General features: G+C 38.7%; 19 protein-coding genes. 6 read left to right on the forward strand and 13 right to left on the reverse strand.

Annotated features, from left to right (window positions below):
* Positions 1-6: 6 nt before the first annotated feature.
* The 10 genes from kdsB to AOLE_RS10940 form a co-directional block, all read right to left on the reverse strand.
* Positions 7-768 (reverse strand): 3-deoxy-manno-octulosonate cytidylyltransferase, encoded by a 762-nt coding sequence (gene kdsB / locus AOLE_RS10895; RefSeq protein WP_013198085.1) that lies wholly within the window; start codon positions 766-768, stop codon positions 7-9.
* Positions 769-777: 9 nt separating this feature from the next.
* The gene (lpxK, locus tag AOLE_RS10900; protein WP_013198086.1) at positions 778-1,788 is read right to left on the reverse strand and encodes a tetraacyldisaccharide 4'-kinase; all 1,011 of its coding nucleotides are present in this window, start codon (positions 1,786-1,788) and stop codon (positions 778-780) included.
* A gap of 2 nt (positions 1,789-1,790) precedes the next feature.
* Positions 1,791-3,518, reverse strand: coding sequence for a lipid A export permease/ATP-binding protein MsbA (gene msbA / locus AOLE_RS10905; protein ID WP_013198087.1), 1,728 nt, complete (start codon positions 3,516-3,518; stop codon positions 1,791-1,793).
* Positions 3,515-3,943, reverse strand: a complete 429-nt coding sequence (locus AOLE_RS10910) for an ExbD/TolR family protein (RefSeq protein WP_004642621.1) — start codon at positions 3,941-3,943, stop codon at positions 3,515-3,517. Before AOLE_RS10910 ends, msbA begins: the two co-directional genes overlap by 4 nt.
* Positions 3,944-3,957: 14 nt before the next feature.
* Entirely contained in the window at positions 3,958-4,593 is a 636-nt protein-coding gene (locus tag AOLE_RS10915) for a MotA/TolQ/ExbB proton channel family protein (RefSeq protein ID WP_013198088.1), read from the reverse strand.
* Positions 4,594-4,643: 50 nt separating this feature from the next.
* Positions 4,644-5,531 (reverse strand): ParB/RepB/Spo0J family partition protein, encoded by an 888-nt coding sequence (locus AOLE_RS10920; protein WP_005304694.1) that lies wholly within the window; start codon positions 5,529-5,531, stop codon positions 4,644-4,646.
* Positions 5,528-6,310, reverse strand: coding sequence for a ParA family protein (locus AOLE_RS10925; RefSeq protein ID WP_013198089.1), 783 nt, complete (start codon positions 6,308-6,310; stop codon positions 5,528-5,530). Before AOLE_RS10925 ends, AOLE_RS10920 begins: the two co-directional genes overlap by 4 nt.
* Positions 6,311-6,331: 21 nt before the next feature.
* On the reverse strand, positions 6,332-6,964 hold the full coding sequence (gene rsmG / locus AOLE_RS10930) for a 16S rRNA (guanine(527)-N(7))-methyltransferase RsmG (protein WP_003651451.1): 633 nt from the start codon (positions 6,962-6,964) through the stop codon (positions 6,332-6,334).
* Between the two features lie 87 nt (positions 6,965-7,051).
* Positions 7,052-7,741 (reverse strand): N-acetylmuramate alpha-1-phosphate uridylyltransferase MurU, encoded by a 690-nt coding sequence (murU, locus tag AOLE_RS10935; RefSeq protein ID WP_013198090.1) that lies wholly within the window; start codon positions 7,739-7,741, stop codon positions 7,052-7,054.
* On the reverse strand, positions 7,741-8,754 hold the full coding sequence (locus AOLE_RS10940) for an aminoglycoside phosphotransferase family protein (protein ID WP_013198091.1): 1,014 nt from the start codon (positions 8,752-8,754) through the stop codon (positions 7,741-7,743). Before AOLE_RS10940 ends, murU begins: the two co-directional genes overlap by 1 nt.
* A gap of 120 nt (positions 8,755-8,874) precedes the next feature.
* Between AOLE_RS10940 and AOLE_RS10945 the strand changes: the two genes are divergently transcribed.
* Together AOLE_RS10945 and AOLE_RS10950 are read left to right on the forward strand one after the other, a co-directional pair.
* Positions 8,875-11,313: an LPS-assembly protein LptD gene (locus AOLE_RS10945; RefSeq protein WP_013198092.1), complete on the forward strand. Its 2,439-nt coding sequence runs from the start codon at positions 8,875-8,877 to the stop codon at positions 11,311-11,313.
* Positions 11,313-12,623: a peptidylprolyl isomerase gene (locus tag AOLE_RS10950; protein ID WP_013198093.1), complete on the forward strand. Its 1,311-nt coding sequence runs from the start codon at positions 11,313-11,315 to the stop codon at positions 12,621-12,623. The genes AOLE_RS10945 and AOLE_RS10950 overlap by 1 nt, the downstream gene beginning before the upstream one ends.
* A 115-nt stretch (positions 12,624-12,738) precedes the next feature.
* On the opposite strand, the gene fba is transcribed toward AOLE_RS10950, so the two are convergent.
* The 3 genes from fba to AOLE_RS10965 form a co-directional block, all read right to left on the reverse strand.
* On the reverse strand, positions 12,739-13,776 hold the full coding sequence (fba, locus tag AOLE_RS10955; RefSeq protein WP_005304678.1) for a class II fructose-bisphosphate aldolase: 1,038 nt from the start codon (positions 13,774-13,776) through the stop codon (positions 12,739-12,741).
* A gap of 121 nt (positions 13,777-13,897) precedes the next feature.
* Complete coding sequence (locus tag AOLE_RS10960) at positions 13,898-14,143, reverse strand: hypothetical protein (RefSeq protein ID WP_013198094.1); 246 nt, start codon at positions 14,141-14,143, stop codon at positions 13,898-13,900.
* A gap of 124 nt (positions 14,144-14,267) precedes the next feature.
* Positions 14,268-15,455: a phosphoglycerate kinase gene (locus AOLE_RS10965; protein WP_013198095.1), complete on the reverse strand. Its 1,188-nt coding sequence runs from the start codon at positions 15,453-15,455 to the stop codon at positions 14,268-14,270.
* 138 nt (positions 15,456-15,593) lie between these two features.
* Here AOLE_RS10965 and AOLE_RS10970 point away from each other — a divergent pair, with 138 nt between their 5' ends.
* From AOLE_RS10970 to AOLE_RS10985, 4 genes are all read left to right on the forward strand, one after another.
* On the forward strand, positions 15,594-15,977 hold the full coding sequence (locus AOLE_RS10970; protein WP_003651438.1) for a DUF2237 family protein: 384 nt from the start codon (positions 15,594-15,596) through the stop codon (positions 15,975-15,977).
* Positions 15,977-16,570 carry a Maf family protein gene (locus AOLE_RS10975; protein ID WP_013198096.1) on the forward strand — a complete coding sequence of 198 codons (594 nt, stop codon included), beginning with the start codon at positions 15,977-15,979 and terminating at the stop codon, positions 16,568-16,570. Before AOLE_RS10970 ends, AOLE_RS10975 begins: the two co-directional genes overlap by 1 nt.
* 31 nt (positions 16,571-16,601) lie before the next feature.
* Positions 16,602-17,765 carry a ribosomal protein uL16 3-hydroxylase gene (locus AOLE_RS10980; protein ID WP_013198097.1) on the forward strand — a complete coding sequence of 388 codons (1,164 nt, stop codon included), beginning with the start codon at positions 16,602-16,604 and terminating at the stop codon, positions 17,763-17,765.
* Between the two features lie 368 nt (positions 17,766-18,133).
* Positions 18,134-18,697 (forward strand): TetR/AcrR family transcriptional regulator, encoded by a 564-nt coding sequence (locus AOLE_RS10985; RefSeq protein ID WP_004792769.1) that lies wholly within the window; start codon positions 18,134-18,136, stop codon positions 18,695-18,697.
* Positions 18,698-18,739 lie beyond the last annotated feature (42 nt).

The following is an 18,739-nucleotide window of genomic DNA, read 5'->3' on the forward strand; positions in this document are numbered from 1 at the left end:
TAACGCTTATTCAAAAGATTCGACTGGCATATTATTTAAGCGATCAAGATCAGCTTGAATATCTACACCAGGTGGTAAATTTGCTTGAGCAACAGCAATCGCAATACGATGTCCATTTTCTAAAACACGTAATTGTTCAAGACTTTCTAATTTTTCAAGCTTACCCATATCCCAATTCACATATTCTTGTAATAAGCTCACTCGATACGCATATAAACCTAAATGACGAAATGCTTGTGTATGTAAAGTCGGTTCATCATGTTTAGCTCCATCCCGATCATAAGGAATAGTTGCTCGGCTAAAATATAAGGCTTCATTTTGTTTAGACATGACTACTTTTACAATACTATCGCGCTGAAATTCATCTAAGGTATGAATAGGCTCGCACAACGTCGACATTGAACAATTTGGTTTATCAACCAAAAGTTTTGCAACTTGCTTAACAAGTTGGGCTGGCAATAAAGGTTCATCTCCCTGAACATTTACAATAATGTCATTAGCATCCCAACCTTTTATACGCGCAACTTCACTTAATCGGTCTGTTCCTGATGGATGATCAGGACTTGTAAGAACAACATCTACACCATCTGCACGACAAATCTCAGCAATACGTTCATCATCTGTTGCCACACATAGATCATCAAAACCCTCGACTTTTTTGGCTTGATCCACTACGCGTAAAATCATAGGACGGTCATGAATAAGCAACAATGGTTTACCTGGCAAACGCGAACTTGAGAAGCGTGCTGGAATGACGATGTGTTTCATTTTTTCTTCCTAAGATAATTGGATATCAAGTTGTTGCAGTTGCTGCTTTAAAACCTGATAACACTCTACAGACAGGATAGCTTTAACAGGAACAACCCAAATAGGCTGTTTAAATTCTGGATATTTTTCAAGCAATGGCAATAATTTAACCGCATCTTTTTCAGTTGTAATAAGTGGCAGTTCATCATTAAAAATTAAATCATCGATTGAGTAATCATGATGGTCGCGAAACGCATGTTCTTGAAATTGTTTCAGGCCTAAATCTTTAAGTGTTTGATAAAAACGCTGTGGAAAGCCAATACCCACTACAGCGTGATAATTACTTTGAGGATTAAAACGGTGTTCGTCCCTTGGCGAAGGATTGAGTAAATATGGCTGCCCAGTCTCAAGATGCATATTTAATTTTGTAGTTGGTTTATAAGCATGTGCAATTACTGTTCCAGTTTCTAAACGCTCAACTGGCTCTCTCAAATATCCTTCAGGTAATAGTTTTTGATTTCCTAAGCCTCGATTTTGGTCAAGTACAATCCACTCGATTTGTCGTCCCAATGCCCAATGCTGCAAACCATCATCACTAATAATTAAATCTACTGATGTTGATGCTAATAAAAGTTCTATTGCAGCCTGCCTATTAGGCCCCACTGCCATTGGTACACTTGTCGATTGAACAATTAATGCAGGCTCATCTCCAACCTGAGTTGCTTGAGCACCCGAAGTAACCAACATTGGAAAAGGACCTATACCACCATATCCACGGCTAATGACCCCAACTTTGACATTATGCTGTTGTAGATAATTCACCAGTTGTATTAATAATGGGGTTTTGCCACTTCCACCTACAGTAATATTACCAATCACCATGACAGGTACAGGTGCCTTATAAACTTTCTTTAAACCCGCAGTATAAAAATTACGATTTAATAGAAACCCAGCACGATACAAACAAGATAATGGACGTAAAGCAATCAACCAACTTGATTGCTTATTCCATGCATTCTGGATCAGCTGGGCCAATGACATGCTTAGTTATCCTCAAAATTACGCTGATGTAATTGATAATAAGCACCATGTTTCTCAAGAAGCTCTTTATGAGTACCTTGCTCAACGATTTGCCCTTGATCCATCACTACAATACGATCAGCATTTTCAATTGTTGATAAACGGTGTGCAATAACGATCGTTGTACGGTCTTGCATCGCTTCATCAAATGCTTGCTGAATAAAATGTTCAGATTCATTATCGAGAGCACTTGTAGCTTCATCTAAAATTAGAATTGGAGCATTCTTTAAGATTGCTCGAGCAATTGCAATTCGTTGACGCTGGCCACCCGATAGATTTAAACCTTGTGCGCCTAAAACAGTATCGTAACCATTTGGCAAATTCATAATGAAGTCATGTGCATAGGCTGCTTTTGCCGCTGCATAGATTTTTTCATCTGATGCGCCTTCCAACTGACCATATGCAATATTTTCACGAACAGTACGGTTAAACAATATAACCTGTTGATTTACCATTGCAATTTGCGTGCGCAGACAAGAAAGTTCAATATTATTAATTGGCAAATCATCTAAATAGATTTGTCCACTCGATACTTCTTGAAAACGTACCAACATATTCACTAATGAACTTTTACCAGCTCCTGAACGACCAACCAATGCTACTGTTTGACCTGGGAGAATATCTAAAGAAAAATCTTTAATAGCTGCTACACCATCAGCATAATTTAATGTCACATGATCAAAACGGATTGCACCATTTAATTTAGGCTTCAATTGACCATTATTTTGCTCTTCAGGTAAATCTAGTAATTCAAAAACAGAATGAGCTGCTGCTAAACCACGTTGTAACTTTTCATTAACATCAGTCAAGCTTTTAACTGGTTTTGCTAATAGACCAGCAGCGGTAAGATAGGCTACAAATTCACCAGCACTTGTATTACCTAAAATCTGAGGTCGCAAAGCTAACCATACAATAAGGGCCATAGCACAAGCCATTACCACCTGAACAACAGGACTATTCAGGTTTTGTACAATCACCATTTTTAAACCACGTTTTAAGTTCTCTTCCGATGACTTATAGAAACGTTTTTGTTCAGATTCTTCACCAGCAAAAGTTTTTACTACAGCATTACCATTAATACTTTCTTGGACAACATGGTTCACATCACCCATCGTATCTTGAACTTGTAACGAAAGCTTTCGCATACGTTTCGAAGCTTTACGTACCAATACACCAATTACTGGTAAAAACACAAAAACGCATAAGGTAAGACGCCAATTGGTATAGAACAGATAGCCTAATAGTCCAATAGTAATCATCCCATCCCTAACAATGGTTCTTAATGATTCTGAAGAAGCAGCTGTTAGCTGTTCAACGTTATACATAATTTTGGCAGTAATATGGCCAGATGAGTTATCTAAGTAATATTGTGCTGGGAGTCTTAAAAGTTTGGCGTAAACTTCCTGACGAATACTAAAAACTAAACTACGGGAAATCACAGCAGTATAGTAGCCGCCCATAAATAGGCCTAAGCCGCGGAAGAATACTAATAAAATAATTAATAACGGGAACCAATCCAAATCTGCTCTACTACTGTTTTGGATTGCATCAATAATAAATTTAATCAATTTAGCAACGGAAACTTCTGTTGCTGAGTTAATACCGAACCCGATAAGTACTAATAAGGCCACGCCCCAATAAGGTTTTAAATAGGCTAAGAGACGCGTATAAACCTTAAAATCTTGATTCACTCAGAAAAACCTCTAGAAGGAACTTTGGTACTAATATTGATGTTAACAAAACCGAGTTGTCCTGCCACATCCATAACGCGAATAACATCCTGATGAGACGCTTTGGCATCCGCAGCAATGATGAACATAAAGTCACGGTGCTCTTGAGCAACTTGCTTAATTGCAGTACTCAGATCAGCAACCTCTTTAGATGAAAGCGCTTGACCATTCACAGCATAATGACCAGCAGAGTCTACCACGACTTCAATTTTATGATCGTACTGTTTTGGTGGAACACCTTGTGCATCTGGTAATGTTAAATTGATGCGACTTGGCTGATTAAAAGTGGTCGACAGCAATAAAAAAACCAAAATGAATAACAAACAGTCAATCATAGGCGTTAAATTGATATGAATGTCTTCAACTTGAGAACGTTTAAACTTCATTTGGCGTCCACCTCTTAACCAACACGGCGGTGTTCAGCTACAGACGAAGAACGTTTATAGAACAATGAAGCATGAAACAAGGTCGATTGCTGTTCTAATTCAGCAATATAATCTTGCACTACTCTTTGGAAATACCGATAAGCAATTAGAGCAGGAATTGCAATTAACATTCCAACAGCCGTGGTAATTAATGCTTTAGAGATACCAGGGATCATTAAACTTGGACTACCAGCCGATCCAAAATCAATCACAAGAAATGACTCAATAATTCCCACCACAGTGCCAAGCAATCCGAGTAACGGCGCTACAGCACTTAAAGTGCCCAAGAAATTAATATTTTTTTCTAAATAGGAAATTTCTTGAGAAGCAGCAACTTCCATTTGCGCGCGAGCAAATTGCTCACCATGTTCGCGATGCTCAAAGCCTGCTTTTAAAATGTGTCCCAATGCACTATTTTGCACTTCTACATTTTGTTCTAAACTTTCCACTATATCTTCAGCTCTTAAAGAGCTCTTACCGCTTAATGCTTCGGGTAGAACTTGTGAACGTCTTAACCGAACAAAACGTTCAATACTGATCGCAACAGTTAAAATTGAGCATAGAATTAAGGGCAGCATCAACCAGCCACCCGCTCTCACAAGTTCCCACATATGTTCTTCCCCAAGAATATAAAATTAGAAATACATGACCCAACTGCAAATTATTCTGGCAAGCAAATATTTAAAATGCCATCTAACTCATCCAAGGTATGATAATGAATAACAAGTTTACCCTTACCTTTTTGGTTATGATCAATTTTTACATTAGCGCCAAAACGCTCTGATAATTTTTGTGTCAATTGCTCAATATCTGGTGCTACAGGCGCTTTTTCCTTTTCCTGCTTAGGCTCACTTCTATCACGCACCAATTGCTCTGTTTGACGAACGGACAATCCTTTCTCGATTACAATTTTAGCAACTTCTAATTGATCTTTACCTTTCAATGTCAAAATTGCTCGAGCATGCCCCATATCAAGCTGCCCTTGCTGCATGAAATCTTTAATATCATCAGCTAAACTCAATAAGCGCAGTAGATTACTGACAGTGGTGCGTGCTTTACCAACTGTGTCGGCAATTTCCTGATGACTTAAACCAAATTCATCATGAAAGCGTTGTAGAGCTATTGCTTGATCAATTGGATTTAAATCTTGACGCTGAATGTTTTCAATTAACGCTAATGCAATTGCAACCTGATCATTTAAATCACGAACAATTGCAGGAATTTCGGTTAAGCCCGCAAGTTGAGCTGCACGCCAACGACGCTCACCGGCAATGATTTCATATGGATGTGTTTCATCATCAACTGGACGGATTACAATAGGCTGCATCACGCCATGTTTTTCAATAGAAGATGCTAACTCTTGTAAATCATGTTCATGAATAAAACGACGTGGTTGATATTCACCACGTTTCAGTAAATTCACATCAATTTGCTTTAACTGTCCGTGGTCTAACGCCTGCGCTTCCAGTTGTAGTTTTTCTTTTTGAATTGAACCAAGTAATGCATCTAAACCACGTCCTTTAGCCAATCCGCGTTTTTTGATGCTCATACTTTACTTCCTTTCTTCACTTTACTTCTCTTTAACATCTCAGCTGCAAGATTTAAGTATGCAACTGCACCTTTAGAACTTTTTTCGAAATAGATAACAGGTAAACCGTGTGCTGGTGCTTCTGCTAAGCGGACATTTCGTGGAACAACAGTATCATAAAGTTTCTTGCCAAAATATTGCTCTAGTTCTGCAGACACATCACGTGTTAAAGCATTTCGTGCATCGTACATCGTACGTAATACACCAATAATTTCTAAATCAGGATTGAGTGCTTTTTGAATACGATCAATAGTCTGAGTTAAATCAGCCAAACCCTCTAGCGCATAATATTCACATTGCATGGGAATAATTACACTATCTACAGCCGCCAAAGCATTGACAGTAATCAAACTCAAGCTTGGAGCACAATCCACAATGATATAGTCAAATGAGTTTCTGATTTCATTCAAAGCATTCTTTAGAATGTATTCACGACCTTCCTGCTCTGCGATAGCGAGCTCTACACCTGAAAGCTCACGATTTGAGCCTAGAACTTTATATCCAACTTCTGCTTTTTGAATGGCTGTTTCAATTGGAACTTCGCCAAGAAGAACATCTGTAATTGAATACAAAAGATCGTTCTTTTGAATACCAGACCCCATCGTAGCATTACCTTGTGAATCCATATCTACAAGTAATACACGTTTTTTTAATACAGCTAGAGACGCTGCAAGATTTACTGCAGTCGTTGTTTTACCAACACCACCCTTTTGGTTTGCAATCGCAATAATTTGAGCCATGGTAACCTTAATACTTTTTATTTAGATACGTTGAAGTAAAAGTAAATGACGTTGTTCATCAAGTCTTGGTACGCGCAGTTCAATCACTTTACATGAAAAGTCCTGCTTGAGCTGCTCAATTTCCTCAACTGGCACTACACCTTTCATCGCTGCGATTATACTGCTCTGATGAAGATATGGCTGAGCTGCATCTACAAAGTCCGTTAAAGAAGCAAAAGCTCGACTTGTTATGACGTCAAACTGGCCAAGCTCATCAATTGTATCTTGATTCTCAACACGTGTTTGCACTGCCACAACGTTACTCAATTTTAGATCAGCAATAAATTGCTTCAAAAAACGAATTTTTTTACCATTAGAATCTAAAAGAACACATTGGCGTTGTGGCTGACAAAGAGCAATAATCATGCCAGGCATTCCACCACCTGTACCCACATCAAGTAGTCTACCTTCAGGTAAGTCATTTAAAATACTTAGACTATCCAACAAATGCTTCACTAACATTTCTTTCGGATCACGAATTGCTGTCAGATTATATGCTTTATTCCAAAGTACCAAAGCATCTTGATACTTTAACAATAATGCCAAAGCTTCATCGCTAAGCGATAAACCTAATTTTTGACTACCCTGTTGTAACTCTTGAAAAAACGGATGCATAAACAGATAACATCTAAGTAAAATTTAAAACAAAGTATACCCATTTATGCATCGTGGAACACTAGTTAACGATTAGGGATTACACACTTAATCGTAGAAGCCTTCACGAATTTGCAAATCTAGCTCCATTAAACGCTCAGGCGTTCCCACATCGACCCATGCACCTTTAAGCTTTTCACCAGATATTTTTTGATTGTGCATCGCTTGCTTCAAGAGTGGAGCTAAAGGACGTTTACCAGGTTCCAATCCATCAAAAAGCTTAGGATGGATAACAGATACACCACTAAAAGTGAGGTTCTCACCTGTCACATCTTGATCGAATGTAAAAGCGCGTCCATCCAATAATGTAAAGTCACCTTCAGGATGCTGTTTAGGGTTATCAACCAATACAAGATGTGCTAAATCATCATTTAACTTAATATGGGGTAAAACTTCAAAATCCATTGTGGTCCATACATCTCCATTCACCAGAATAAACGGATCTGTTCCAAGTAGTGGCAAAGCATTAATAATTCCACCAGCTGTTTCTAGCCCCTCATCCTCTCGTGTCCAACGGATATCCACACCAAATTGCGAACCATCACCTAAGCTACCGATGAGTTTATCTGCCAACCATGCAGAATTGATGACGATTTCAGTTACACCAATTTTCTTAAGTTTTTCAATATGCCACACAATTAGAGGCTTACCGCCCACCTCAAGCAGAGGCTTTGGTGTATATAGCGTAAGTGGACGCATACGATTACCCAAGCCAGCAGCAAGAATCATTGCTTTCATTATGCTGCCACCTCATAGCTACCATATTTCTCGATAAATTTAGGTATGACTACGTTATTTATAAATACCATAAATTCTTCAAGTTCAGCGTAACCACGACTTTCTTCGAGTAAATACCACATGACTCGCGGTAAGTCTTTCAAGTATCCAGACTTACCATCACGCTCAAACAAACGAACAAAAATGCCAAGAATTTTAATATGGCGTTGAATAGCCATTAAATCTGCATCACGCTTGAATTGCTCAAAACTGCGGTTCTGTTTGGCAGACTCAGGCAATAAGTCATAAAAGGTTCTAAACCATTGATAAACATGCTCAGCATTCCATTGAACATATGCATCACGAGTAATCGAAATTAAGTCATATGTATCAGCCCCAATAACAGCATCCTGAAAATCAATTACCCCAAGCTCTAGTTCATTTTCAATTTTCATCAGATTACGACTGTGAAAATCTCGATGTACAATAACTTGTGGTTGGGCTACTGCGGCACGAGCCAAGAAATCAAATGCATCATCAATCGTTTTTTTCTGCTCAGCAGTCGGCTGAATAGCAAGCGATGGCAACATCCAGTCTGTGAGCAACTGCATTTCCGACATTAATTTTTCGTAGGAATAAGCTGGAAACTGGTTAGTCCCATCAATAGATTGCAATTGAATAAGTTGTTTAAAACTTTGTTCATAGTATTTATCGACTGTTTCATCATTTAATAATGTAGACAACAGTACATCACCAAAATCTTCCAATAGCAGAAAACCTTGAGCCAAATCTTTCGCGACGATCTGCGGTACGCGTACACCATGGCCTGCAAAAAATTCGTCAATGGTCACAAACGGAACACAGTCTTCTTTTTCTGGAGGGGCATCCATAAGCATATACGTTTTATTTTGTAACTGGATACGCGCATAACGTCGGAAGCTTGCATCACCTGCTAAAAAAGCGATCTTAAATTGATCATTTTTAAGAACAGATGTAAGCCATGTATATATCAATTGTTCACGTTGTGTATTCATTTGCAATAAAATCTAAAACAAGCTGAGATTTTTGAAGGGTTAAGTGTAGCCACTTATAAACTTTTTCTCTATGATGCGACAATAATTAATTGTGAATTAGCATACTTGGTTAATGAGACAATGAAGCATCAGTTTAAATTTAATCCTTTAGCGACAGCTATTTTTACGCTCTTATGTGGCTCCATACAATCAAGTTATGCTGAGTCAGCTGATGTTGTCTCCAATATAGACAATAATCAACTTAAAGCGAGCATCAAAGAAGCCTACCCGGGTCAAGAATTCTTTCAACAGTACTATGTTGATAAATCTGCACCTGAGGCCCAGCTTCGTGACAATAAATATTTAAGCTCGGCATTTTGCCAAGGTACTTGGGTTACACCGATTAACCCACAGACCAAAGCCGTAGATGCCGATAAGACGACTTCTGTCGTTACGGCTAATTATGGACATTATAATCCTGCCGGCGACTCGGTTTTAGAAGGCGATGTCGTTATTGATCAGGAAGGACGCACAGTTCGTGCTGATAAGGTTACGATTGATAAGACCCAAACCTTTGCACACGCACAAGGCCGAGTACAACTCGCTCAAGGTGGGTTGCTTTCACAGAGTGACGAAATTAATTACAACCTAAAAAACCAGACTGGTAATTTAGAAAATAGTTTTTATATTTCTGAACAGCAACATGCTCATGGTCACGCAGGGAAAATCGAAAGAACATCACCAAATGTGATGGTTCTTAACGATGCGACCTACTCGACTTGTCCACCGGGTCAAAAACCTGGTTGGAAAATTCAAGCAAATAAAATTGAGTTAAATCAGGAAACTGGACGTGGTACAACCCACGGAACAAAACTATATGTTAAAGATGTTCCAGTTCTAGCAATTCCCTACTTTAACTTCCCAATTGATGATCGCCGAACTACAGGTATTCTTAATCCACAGTTTGGTTTCTCAAACGATGGTGGTGTTGAGCTTTCTGTTCCGGTTTATTTAAACCTTGCACCTAACTATGATCTGACACTTACTCCGCGCTATTTAGCAGACCGCGGTGCAATGTTAAAAGGTGACTTTAGATATTTAACCGATGGCTTTGGTGCGGGTGAAATATGGGGTGGCATGTTGCCATCTGACAAAGAATATGATGATAAAGATCGTAAAGATTTCCATTTCTTACATAACTGGAATATCAACGATCAATGGTCGACCAATCTAGAGTACAACTATGCTTCAGATAAAGACTATTTCTCAGATTTAGATAGCAGCCCTAACTCTAAAACAGACCTAAACTTACGCAGAGCATGGGAACTTAACTATCAACACGGTATTCCGGGTTTAAAAGCTCAGCTTAAAGTCGAAGATTTCCAGACACTTGATCCTGACATTGCCGATGTTGATAAGCCTTATGCACGCTTGCCACAATTCTTATTAAATTATGTCACGGGTAATCCATTAGGTTTACAATACGAATTTAATAACGATACTGCATACTTCAAGAAATCAATTAATGATGATTCTGCTCAGGAAAGTAGCGGTACACGTATCTACAACCAGTTTGCAACACGCTACAACTACCGCACACCAGCTGCATTTGTAATCCCTGAAGTTTCAGTACGTTCTATTCAAACATTCTACGATAAGGACAGTATCGCATCTCAAGGTCTGGATGGCGGTTCTGAAAATAAATCAGTCGTTGTACCTCAATTCACATTGGATACTGGACTGAATTTTGAACGTGAGGGCAAGTACCTACAAACACTTACCCCTCGTGCGTTTTATGCATATGCTCCATACAAAAACCAAGACAACTATCCAAATTTTGACTCAACTTCAGCATCAGTAAGTTACGATCAATTATTTAACCCTTACCGCTTCTACGGACATGACCGTCTTGAAGACAACAACTTTCTATCACTTGGCGTAAGCTATAGCCTTTTTGACACAGTCGGCTTAGAGCGTTTACGTGCAAGTGTTGGTCAAAGTTATTATTTTGAAGATCGTCGTGTGACATTAAAGCAACAAGATGAGATTGATACTGAAAGTAACACTGGTCCAGTTGTAAGTTTAACAAGCCAGTTAAACCAAAACTTCACCATTGCTGCCAACTCAGCATGGATGTCTAATGGTGACAATGCTCAGCGTGATTTCCAAGTTTATTATACTGGAGATAAAGGAAACCTATATAACTTAGGCTATTTCTACCGTAAAGACATTGCAGGACGTCAAGATACTTACGATCAGGTTGTTGCATCGTTTATACAACCAGTTAAAGATAATTGGCGTATTATGGGCCACGTACAATATGACATGGACAATGATGTTGCCCGCGAGATATTACTAGGGGTTAACTATGAGTCATGTTGCTGGGGCATTTCTGTCTATGGTCGCTCATACTATAACGATCTAGATGATCCAAAATCTCCAGATGTTAGTGAAAAACGTGCCATTATGGCCGAAATTACGCTAAAAGGTTTAGGTGGTTTAAACAATAAACTCGCGTCTTTACTTGAAAATCGCGTTTTAGGTTTTAACAAAATTAATCAATCTTGGACACAACGTTAATGAAGACAAAGCATCTTAAACAGTTTTTTAAAGCAACTACCCTTGCTGCCCTAATCTCTTCATCAATGCATAGTTTTGCCCAACCCGCTGATGAAGTTGTGGCAATTGTGGACAATAGCGTAATTTTAAAAAGTGATCTTCAACAAGGGATGGCTGAAGCCGCTCACGAACTACAAGCACAAAAAAAAGAGGTTCCACCTCAGCAATATTTACAATTTCAGGTGTTAGATCAACTCATCTTGCGTGAGGCACAACTTGAACAAGTTAAAAAATATGGCATCAAACCTGATGAAAAAAGCTTAAATGAAGCAGTCTTAAAAGTAGCAAGTCAATCTGGAAGTAAAAGTTTAGAAGCTTTCCAGCAAAAGTTGGATGCTATGGCACCAGGAACTTATGAAAGTTTACGTGGCCGAATCGCTGAGGATTTAGCGATTAGCCGTTTGCGCCAACAACAAGTTATGTCTCGTATTAAAATTAGTGACCAAGATGTAGAAAACTTCTTGAAATCACCTCAGGGACAGGCTGCTTTAGGCAACCAAGCGCATGTAATTCATATGCGTATTACTGGCGATAATCCGCAGGAAGTTCAATCTGTAGCTCAAGAGGTACGCTCAAAGCTTGCACAAAGTAATGATATAAACGTATTGAAAAAGCTTTCAACTGCAAATGCAAAAGTTGATGGGGCTGACATGGGATTCCGCCCACTTTCAGATATTCCTGCCGAGCTTGCAGCCCGTATTACCCCATTACAAGAAGGTCAAACAACCGACTTAATTTCAGTACGTGATGGTGTACATGTTTTAAAGCTTATTGAACGCAAACAAAATGAGCAAAAAGCTTTAGTACCTCAATATCAAACTCGCCATATTCTTATTCAACCGTCTGAAGTGGTTAGCCTTGATAATGCCAAGCAAATTATTGACAACATCTATAAGCGCTTAAAAGCTGGCGATGATTTTGCAACTCTTGCAGCGACCTACTCAAATGACACAGGCTCTGCGCGTGATGGCGGCAGTTTAGGTTGGGTGACGCCTGGCATGATGGTGCCTGAATTTGACAAAAAAATGCAGGAAATTCCTGTCGGTGAAATCAGCGAACCATTCCAAACTCAATTCGGTTGGCACATTTTACAAGTAACTGAAAAACGTGAAAAAGATATGACTCATGAATATCAAGAGCGTATGGCACGTCAAATTTTAGGTGAACGTCAATTTAATACTGAAATCGACAGTTGGTTGCGTGAAGTGCGTGCGAATGCTTATGTAGAAATTAAAGATCCAAGTCTAGACAAAAAGAACTTACAAAAGTAAGTCTTTTGTCTTCATTAAAACCTGCGTTCATCGCAGGTTTTTTTATGAATAAAATTCACTTAATAAAAAACCGGTTATAAATAACCGGTTTTTTTAAATTAAACCCTAACGGGAATTATTTATAACGATCAACCATTTTCTCTAAAGAAATTGGACGAATCTTGTCAGCATTTCCAGCTGTACCAAATGCTTCATAACGATCGATACAAATTTGCTTCATTGTATCAACGGTTTTAGCAAAGTATTTGCGTGGATCAAACTCAGATGGATTCTCTGCCAAAAATTGACGAATCGCACCTGTTGAAGCTAAACGTAAATCAGTATCAATGTTGATTTTACGTACACCGTGTTTGATTGCCTCTACAAGCTGCTCAACAGGTACGCCATAAGTTTCGCCAATATTACCGCCAAACTCATTGATTACCTTTAACCATTCTTGCGGAACAGAACTCGAACCATGCATTACAAGGTGAGTATTTGGTAATGCCGCATGAATTTCTTTAATGCGGTCAATTGCCAAAATATCGCCTGTAGGTGGACGCGTAAATTTATAAGCGCCGTGTGAAGTACCAACTGCAATTGCTAGTGCATCAACATTTGTATCAGCAACGAACTGAGTCGCTTCTTCAACAGAAGTTAAAAGTTGTGAGTGGTCTAGCACACCTTCTGCGCCAACACCATCTTCTTCACCAGCCATACCAGTTTCAAGGCTACCTAGACAGCCAATCTCACCTTCAACAGAAACACCACATGCATGTGCTAAAGCAACAACATTACGAGTTACATCAACGTTGTATTCATAAGATGTAGGTGTTTTACCGTCTACACCTAATGAACCATCCATCATCACCGAGCTAAAGCCAAGCTGAATTGAACGCTGACAGATATCAGGGCTTGTACCATGATCTTGGTGCATTACCACTGGAATATGTGGCCATTCTTCAATTGCAGCCAAAATAAGATGGCGTAAGAATGGAGCGCCTGCATATTTGCGAGCTCCAGCTGATGCTTGAACAATTACAGGTGAATTGGTTGCATCCGCGGCAAGCATGATTGCGCGCATTTGTTCTAAGTTATTTACGTTAAATGCTGGTACGCCGTAGTTATGTTCAGCAGCGTGATCCAAGAGCTGGCGCATTGAAATGAGTGCCATAATATCCTCCCAGGTAGTGCGGGTTATTCTACCCTTTCATTTATTTCAATTCAGCAACAAATCACAGTATTTCAAAAAAAATCCCCGCAAATGCAGGGATTTTTTAACAAAAAACAACAAATTAATGTGTTTCTGAAGCAGCAGCCTCACTGGATGCACTACCTTCAACCACATCAGTATTCTTTTCATCTAAAACTGGCTTATCAATTGCATCAATTGCTGCTTGTTGCTCAGGCGTTACTTTTTCAGAAACAGCAGTAGAAGCTGCCGATTCTTGTCCAGCCTGAGATGCTTCATCTTTCTTAGCACAAGCAGTCAACATCATCGGTACAATTAACACGGCAGCAAATGTAAGCTTTAAATTCATCACTATTGTCCACAGTTGGTGATTTAATGCTCGCTATTTTATTGCAGATATATGACAGTTTAATGACCTATCCATGAAAAAAGGGACTGGCAACCCAATCCCTTCTTCTTTTTAGATAACAGTATTAAGCGCGCTCAAGTAAAACCGCAACTGCTGGTAAAGTCTTTCCTTCAACAAACTCAAGGAAGGCACCACCACCTGTAGAAATATAACCGATTTGATCAGCAACGTTATATTTATCAATCGCAGCTAAAGTATCTCCGCCACCAGCAATAGAGAAACCAGCAGATTCAGCAACAGCAAGCGAAAGTGCTTTCGTACCTTCACCAAACTGATCAACTTCAAATACGCCTACAGGACCATTCCAAAGAATCGTTTTTGACGTTGTTAAAATATTTGCAAATGCTTTAGCTGTTTCCGGACCAACATCTAAAATCATGTCATTTGATGTTACATCTTCTACTTTCTTCACAACTGCTTGCGCTGCTGCTAAAGAACCCAAGAAATCTTCAAAGTTAATTTGCGAAGCATCCGCAACTACCACATCTGTAGGAAGTGGAACACTTACTTTAGCTGCAATTTGTTTTGCAGTTTCAACCAAGTCAGCTTCGTATAGTGACTTACCAACATTGAAACCAGCAGCTGCCAAGAATGTATTTGCAATACCACCACCAACGATAAGTTGATCACAAATACTAGAAAGTGAGTTTAAAACATCAAGTTTAGTTGAAACTTTAGAACCTGCAACAATTGCAACCATTGGTTTTTCAGGAGTTTGCATTGCACGGCCTAATGCATCTAACTCAGCTGCCAATAAAGGGCCAGCTGCTGCAACTGGAGCAAAGCGAGCAACACCTTCAGTAGACGCTTCTGCACGGTGAGCAGTACCAAATGCATCCATTACAAATACATCGCATAATGCAGCATATTTTTGTGCAAGCTCTGGATTATTTTTCTTTTCGCCATGGTTAAAGCGTACATTCTCAAGCAATACAACTTGACCAGCTTCAACTTCTACGCCTTCTAGGTAATCAGTTAACAATTTAACTTCTTGACCCAATACTTCTGTTAAATAAGCAGCGACTGGTGCAAGTGATTGTTCCGGCTTTGGTTCACCTTCAACAGGACGACCTAGATGTGAAAACACCATCACTGCTGCGCCTTTTTCTAAAGCAGCCTTGATAGTTGGTAATGCTGCACGTAAGCGAGCATCACTAGTAATCACACCATTTTTGACAGGAACGTTTAAATCTTCACGAATAAGGACGCGTTTACCTGTTAAGTTAAGGTCAGTCATACGCTGAAAATTCATGTAAAGCTCTCTTTATGATTTTAAAAACGCGCCAATTTTAAATGATTACATCAAAAAAGGTTAGTTTTTTTGCATAAAAGCTGTAGAAAGCCTGAGTTTTGATTATGATAGAGATAGTCATTTGATATTTCATCCATTATGTCTATTCATCCAGATCCACAAATCAATCGTTTAAATGTTTTAGGGGAACCTTTAGCAAGCTGTTGTTTCGACCCTATTACTGGCTATTTTAGAAATGGCTTCTGCCACACAGCAGTAACAGACCTTGGTCAGCATACCGTATGTGCGCAAATGACCTCTGATTTCTTAAATTTTTCACAAAAAATAGGTAATGATCTTATTACCCCGTTACCAGAAGTAGATTTCCCTGGTCTAAAACCCGGTGATTTCTGGTGTATCTGTGTAACCCGTTGGGTTGAAGCATATCAAGCAGGTCAAGCACCTCCTATCAAAATACATGCATGTCACCAAGCTGTTTTAAGCTATGTGCCTTTAGATGTTTTAATGGAATTTGCAGTGTAATGGTTCAGGCACAAATTATTTTGGCATCAAGCAGTCAAACGCGTAAAGCCTTAATGGATCGCTTAGGGATTAACTATATCTGTATTAGTCCTGATATTGATGAGAGCCCTCGCAATGAAACCCATGCCGATGAACTTGCGAAAAGGCTAGCTTTCACAAAAGCTCAAGTGGTTGCTGCACAAAACCCACATGCAATTATTATTGGTTCCGATCAAGTCGCATGGCGAGAACACGCTCCTAACGACTTTATTGGTAAACCAATGACCACTGAGAATGCCAAAATACAGTTAGCAGAAAACTCAGGTCGAACTGTCTTCTTTAGTACGGCACTCAGTGTGCAATGGCTTGATGGGAATTTTGAGCAAACGCTTGTTGAACATTATCAAGTTAAATTCCGAACCCTAACTCAAGCTGAAATTGAACGATATATTGCATTAGATCAACCACTCCATTGCGCTGGTAGCTTTAAGTGTGAAAGTTTAGGAATTAGTTTGTTCGAAAAAATGACAGGCCTAGATCAGACGACACTTATGGGGTTACCCATGATTCAACTTTGCCATATCTTAAGGCAGCTTGGTCTACAAATTCCTTAATTTTAGATGTTTTTATAAATAGGTTATTTCCATGACAGAACCTTTAGCAGTTTTAGGCGGTATTACTGCCGAACAATTTTTAGCAGAATATTGGCAGAAAAAACCTTTACTGGTACGTAACGGGTTGCCAGAAATTGTCGGTCTTTTAGAACCCCAAGATGTGCAAGAACTTGCTTTGGAAGAACATGCGAGTGCCCGACTCATTCGCCAAAAAGATAAAAATCCAAATGAATGGCACGTCAAGTCTTCACCTTTAACCAAGGGTGATTTTCAAAAGCTACCAAAACTATGGACGCTTTTAGTACAAGCTGTAGATCATTATTCATTTGATTTGTCTGAACTTTGGAAAAAATTTCCATTTATTCCTCAATGGCGCCGTGATGACATTATGGTCTCTTACGCCCCTAAAGGTGGTTCGGTAGGAAAGCATTTTGATTTTTATGATGTGTTTCTAGTTCAAGGTCATGGACATCGTCGCTGGCAGTTAGGACAAATGTGCGATGCAAATACTGCCTTTGTACCAAATCAACCATTAAAACTATTGCCAGAAATAGATGTGCAATTTGATGAAATTTTGGCACCTGGTGATTTGCTATATGTTCCGCCTGGAATGGCACATTATGGCGTTGCTGAAGATGATTGCCTAACGTTCTCATTTGGTTTTCGCATGCCAAACGTTGCAGGGATGATGGAACGTATTAGTGATCAATTTTCAGCTAATAGTTTATTGCAAAATCCTGTTGTCGACATCACGCGCAAACAGATGAGTCAAATTGGGGAAATTAATGCCTCTGAACTTAGCCACCTAAAAGACTTAGTATTAGCTCAATTACAAGATTCGGCAACACTTGATGCCGCTATCATGTCTTATATGAGTGAACCTAAATATCCGGATAATATTCCAGAGGCTGATGAAATCGAAGCCGATGACTTGAAGGAAATTTTACACGAAGGTTACGAAGTTCTTTTAGAGCCTGCCTCTCGCCTACTCTATACAGAAAAAAACGGCACCCTAAACTTTTGGGGCAATGGTGAAGCGCTATTTATAGCTGAGTCCTTTGAGCAAAAATTAAAAGCAATTGCTAATGGAGAAAGTCTAGCTTTCGATAGCCAATTTGATAATGATGAAACGCTAGAAAACGTTGCTCACTTGTTAAATGAATCTATTCTGATGCTTTTACCTCCTGCAGAGTAAACATCTTAATAAAAGTAGACTTTTACATGACCGTGGAAAAGTCTACTTTTTAAATTAACAACCCAACTCAAAATAAACTCGATTATTACTCATTAAATTTACCTGCAAATCCTTAAATAGCGCGTAATTAAAGTTATTAAGCGTAAGAAATTTTGAAATCAAAATTAAAAATAGAAAACCTTATTATTAGAGAAATAGCATACCTCTTACTTACTTTTTCCTTAAAATTTAAACGAGACCGTTTAAAAAAATAATATCTTTTTTCTATCAATAACAAACAATACCTTGTAAAATTAAAGATCCAGATTCTCATTAATACAGATCACAGTTCAAGCGAATAGCAATTCATTTGTGAGAGGCTAAAAAATATGTCGAAAAAAGATGACATTATTAACACCGCATTAAGACTTTTTAACTCGTATAGCTATAATTCTATAGGGGTAGATCGCATCATTAATGAATCTGGCGTTGCAAAAATGACTTTCTATAAGCATTTTCCATCAAAAGAAAAATTAATTGAAGAATGCCTACTTCTACGGAATACGCTTTTACAAAACTCTCTGACTTCTGCCTTATCACAACATGATGAGTTAGACCCTCTCGCGAGAATTAAAGCAGTATTCTTATGGTATTCCGACTGGTTTAATAGTGAAGATTTTAATGGCTGTATGTTTCAAAAAGCTTTGGAAGAAGTTTTAAAACAGTATCCGTCAACACACCAACCTGCTACATTGTATAAAGCTTGGTTGACTCAACTTATGCAAAATCTTCTTAATCAATATGATGTAAAAGAACCTGGTCCTTTATCTTTACTACTCGTTAATATATTGGAAGGTATGACCATTCAAGCTCAGGTCGAACATGGTTCAATAAAAATTTATGATTATTGGAATCGAGTTGAAAAGTTAATCGACTTTGAAAGAGCCGCTTAAAAATAAAGCGTGATGTTCTTCTTCTTATATTAATGTTCTTCT

It is taken from the genome of Acinetobacter oleivorans DR1, from assembly GCF_000196795.1.
GTDB classification, from domain to species: domain Bacteria; phylum Pseudomonadota; class Gammaproteobacteria; order Pseudomonadales; family Moraxellaceae; genus Acinetobacter; species Acinetobacter oleivorans.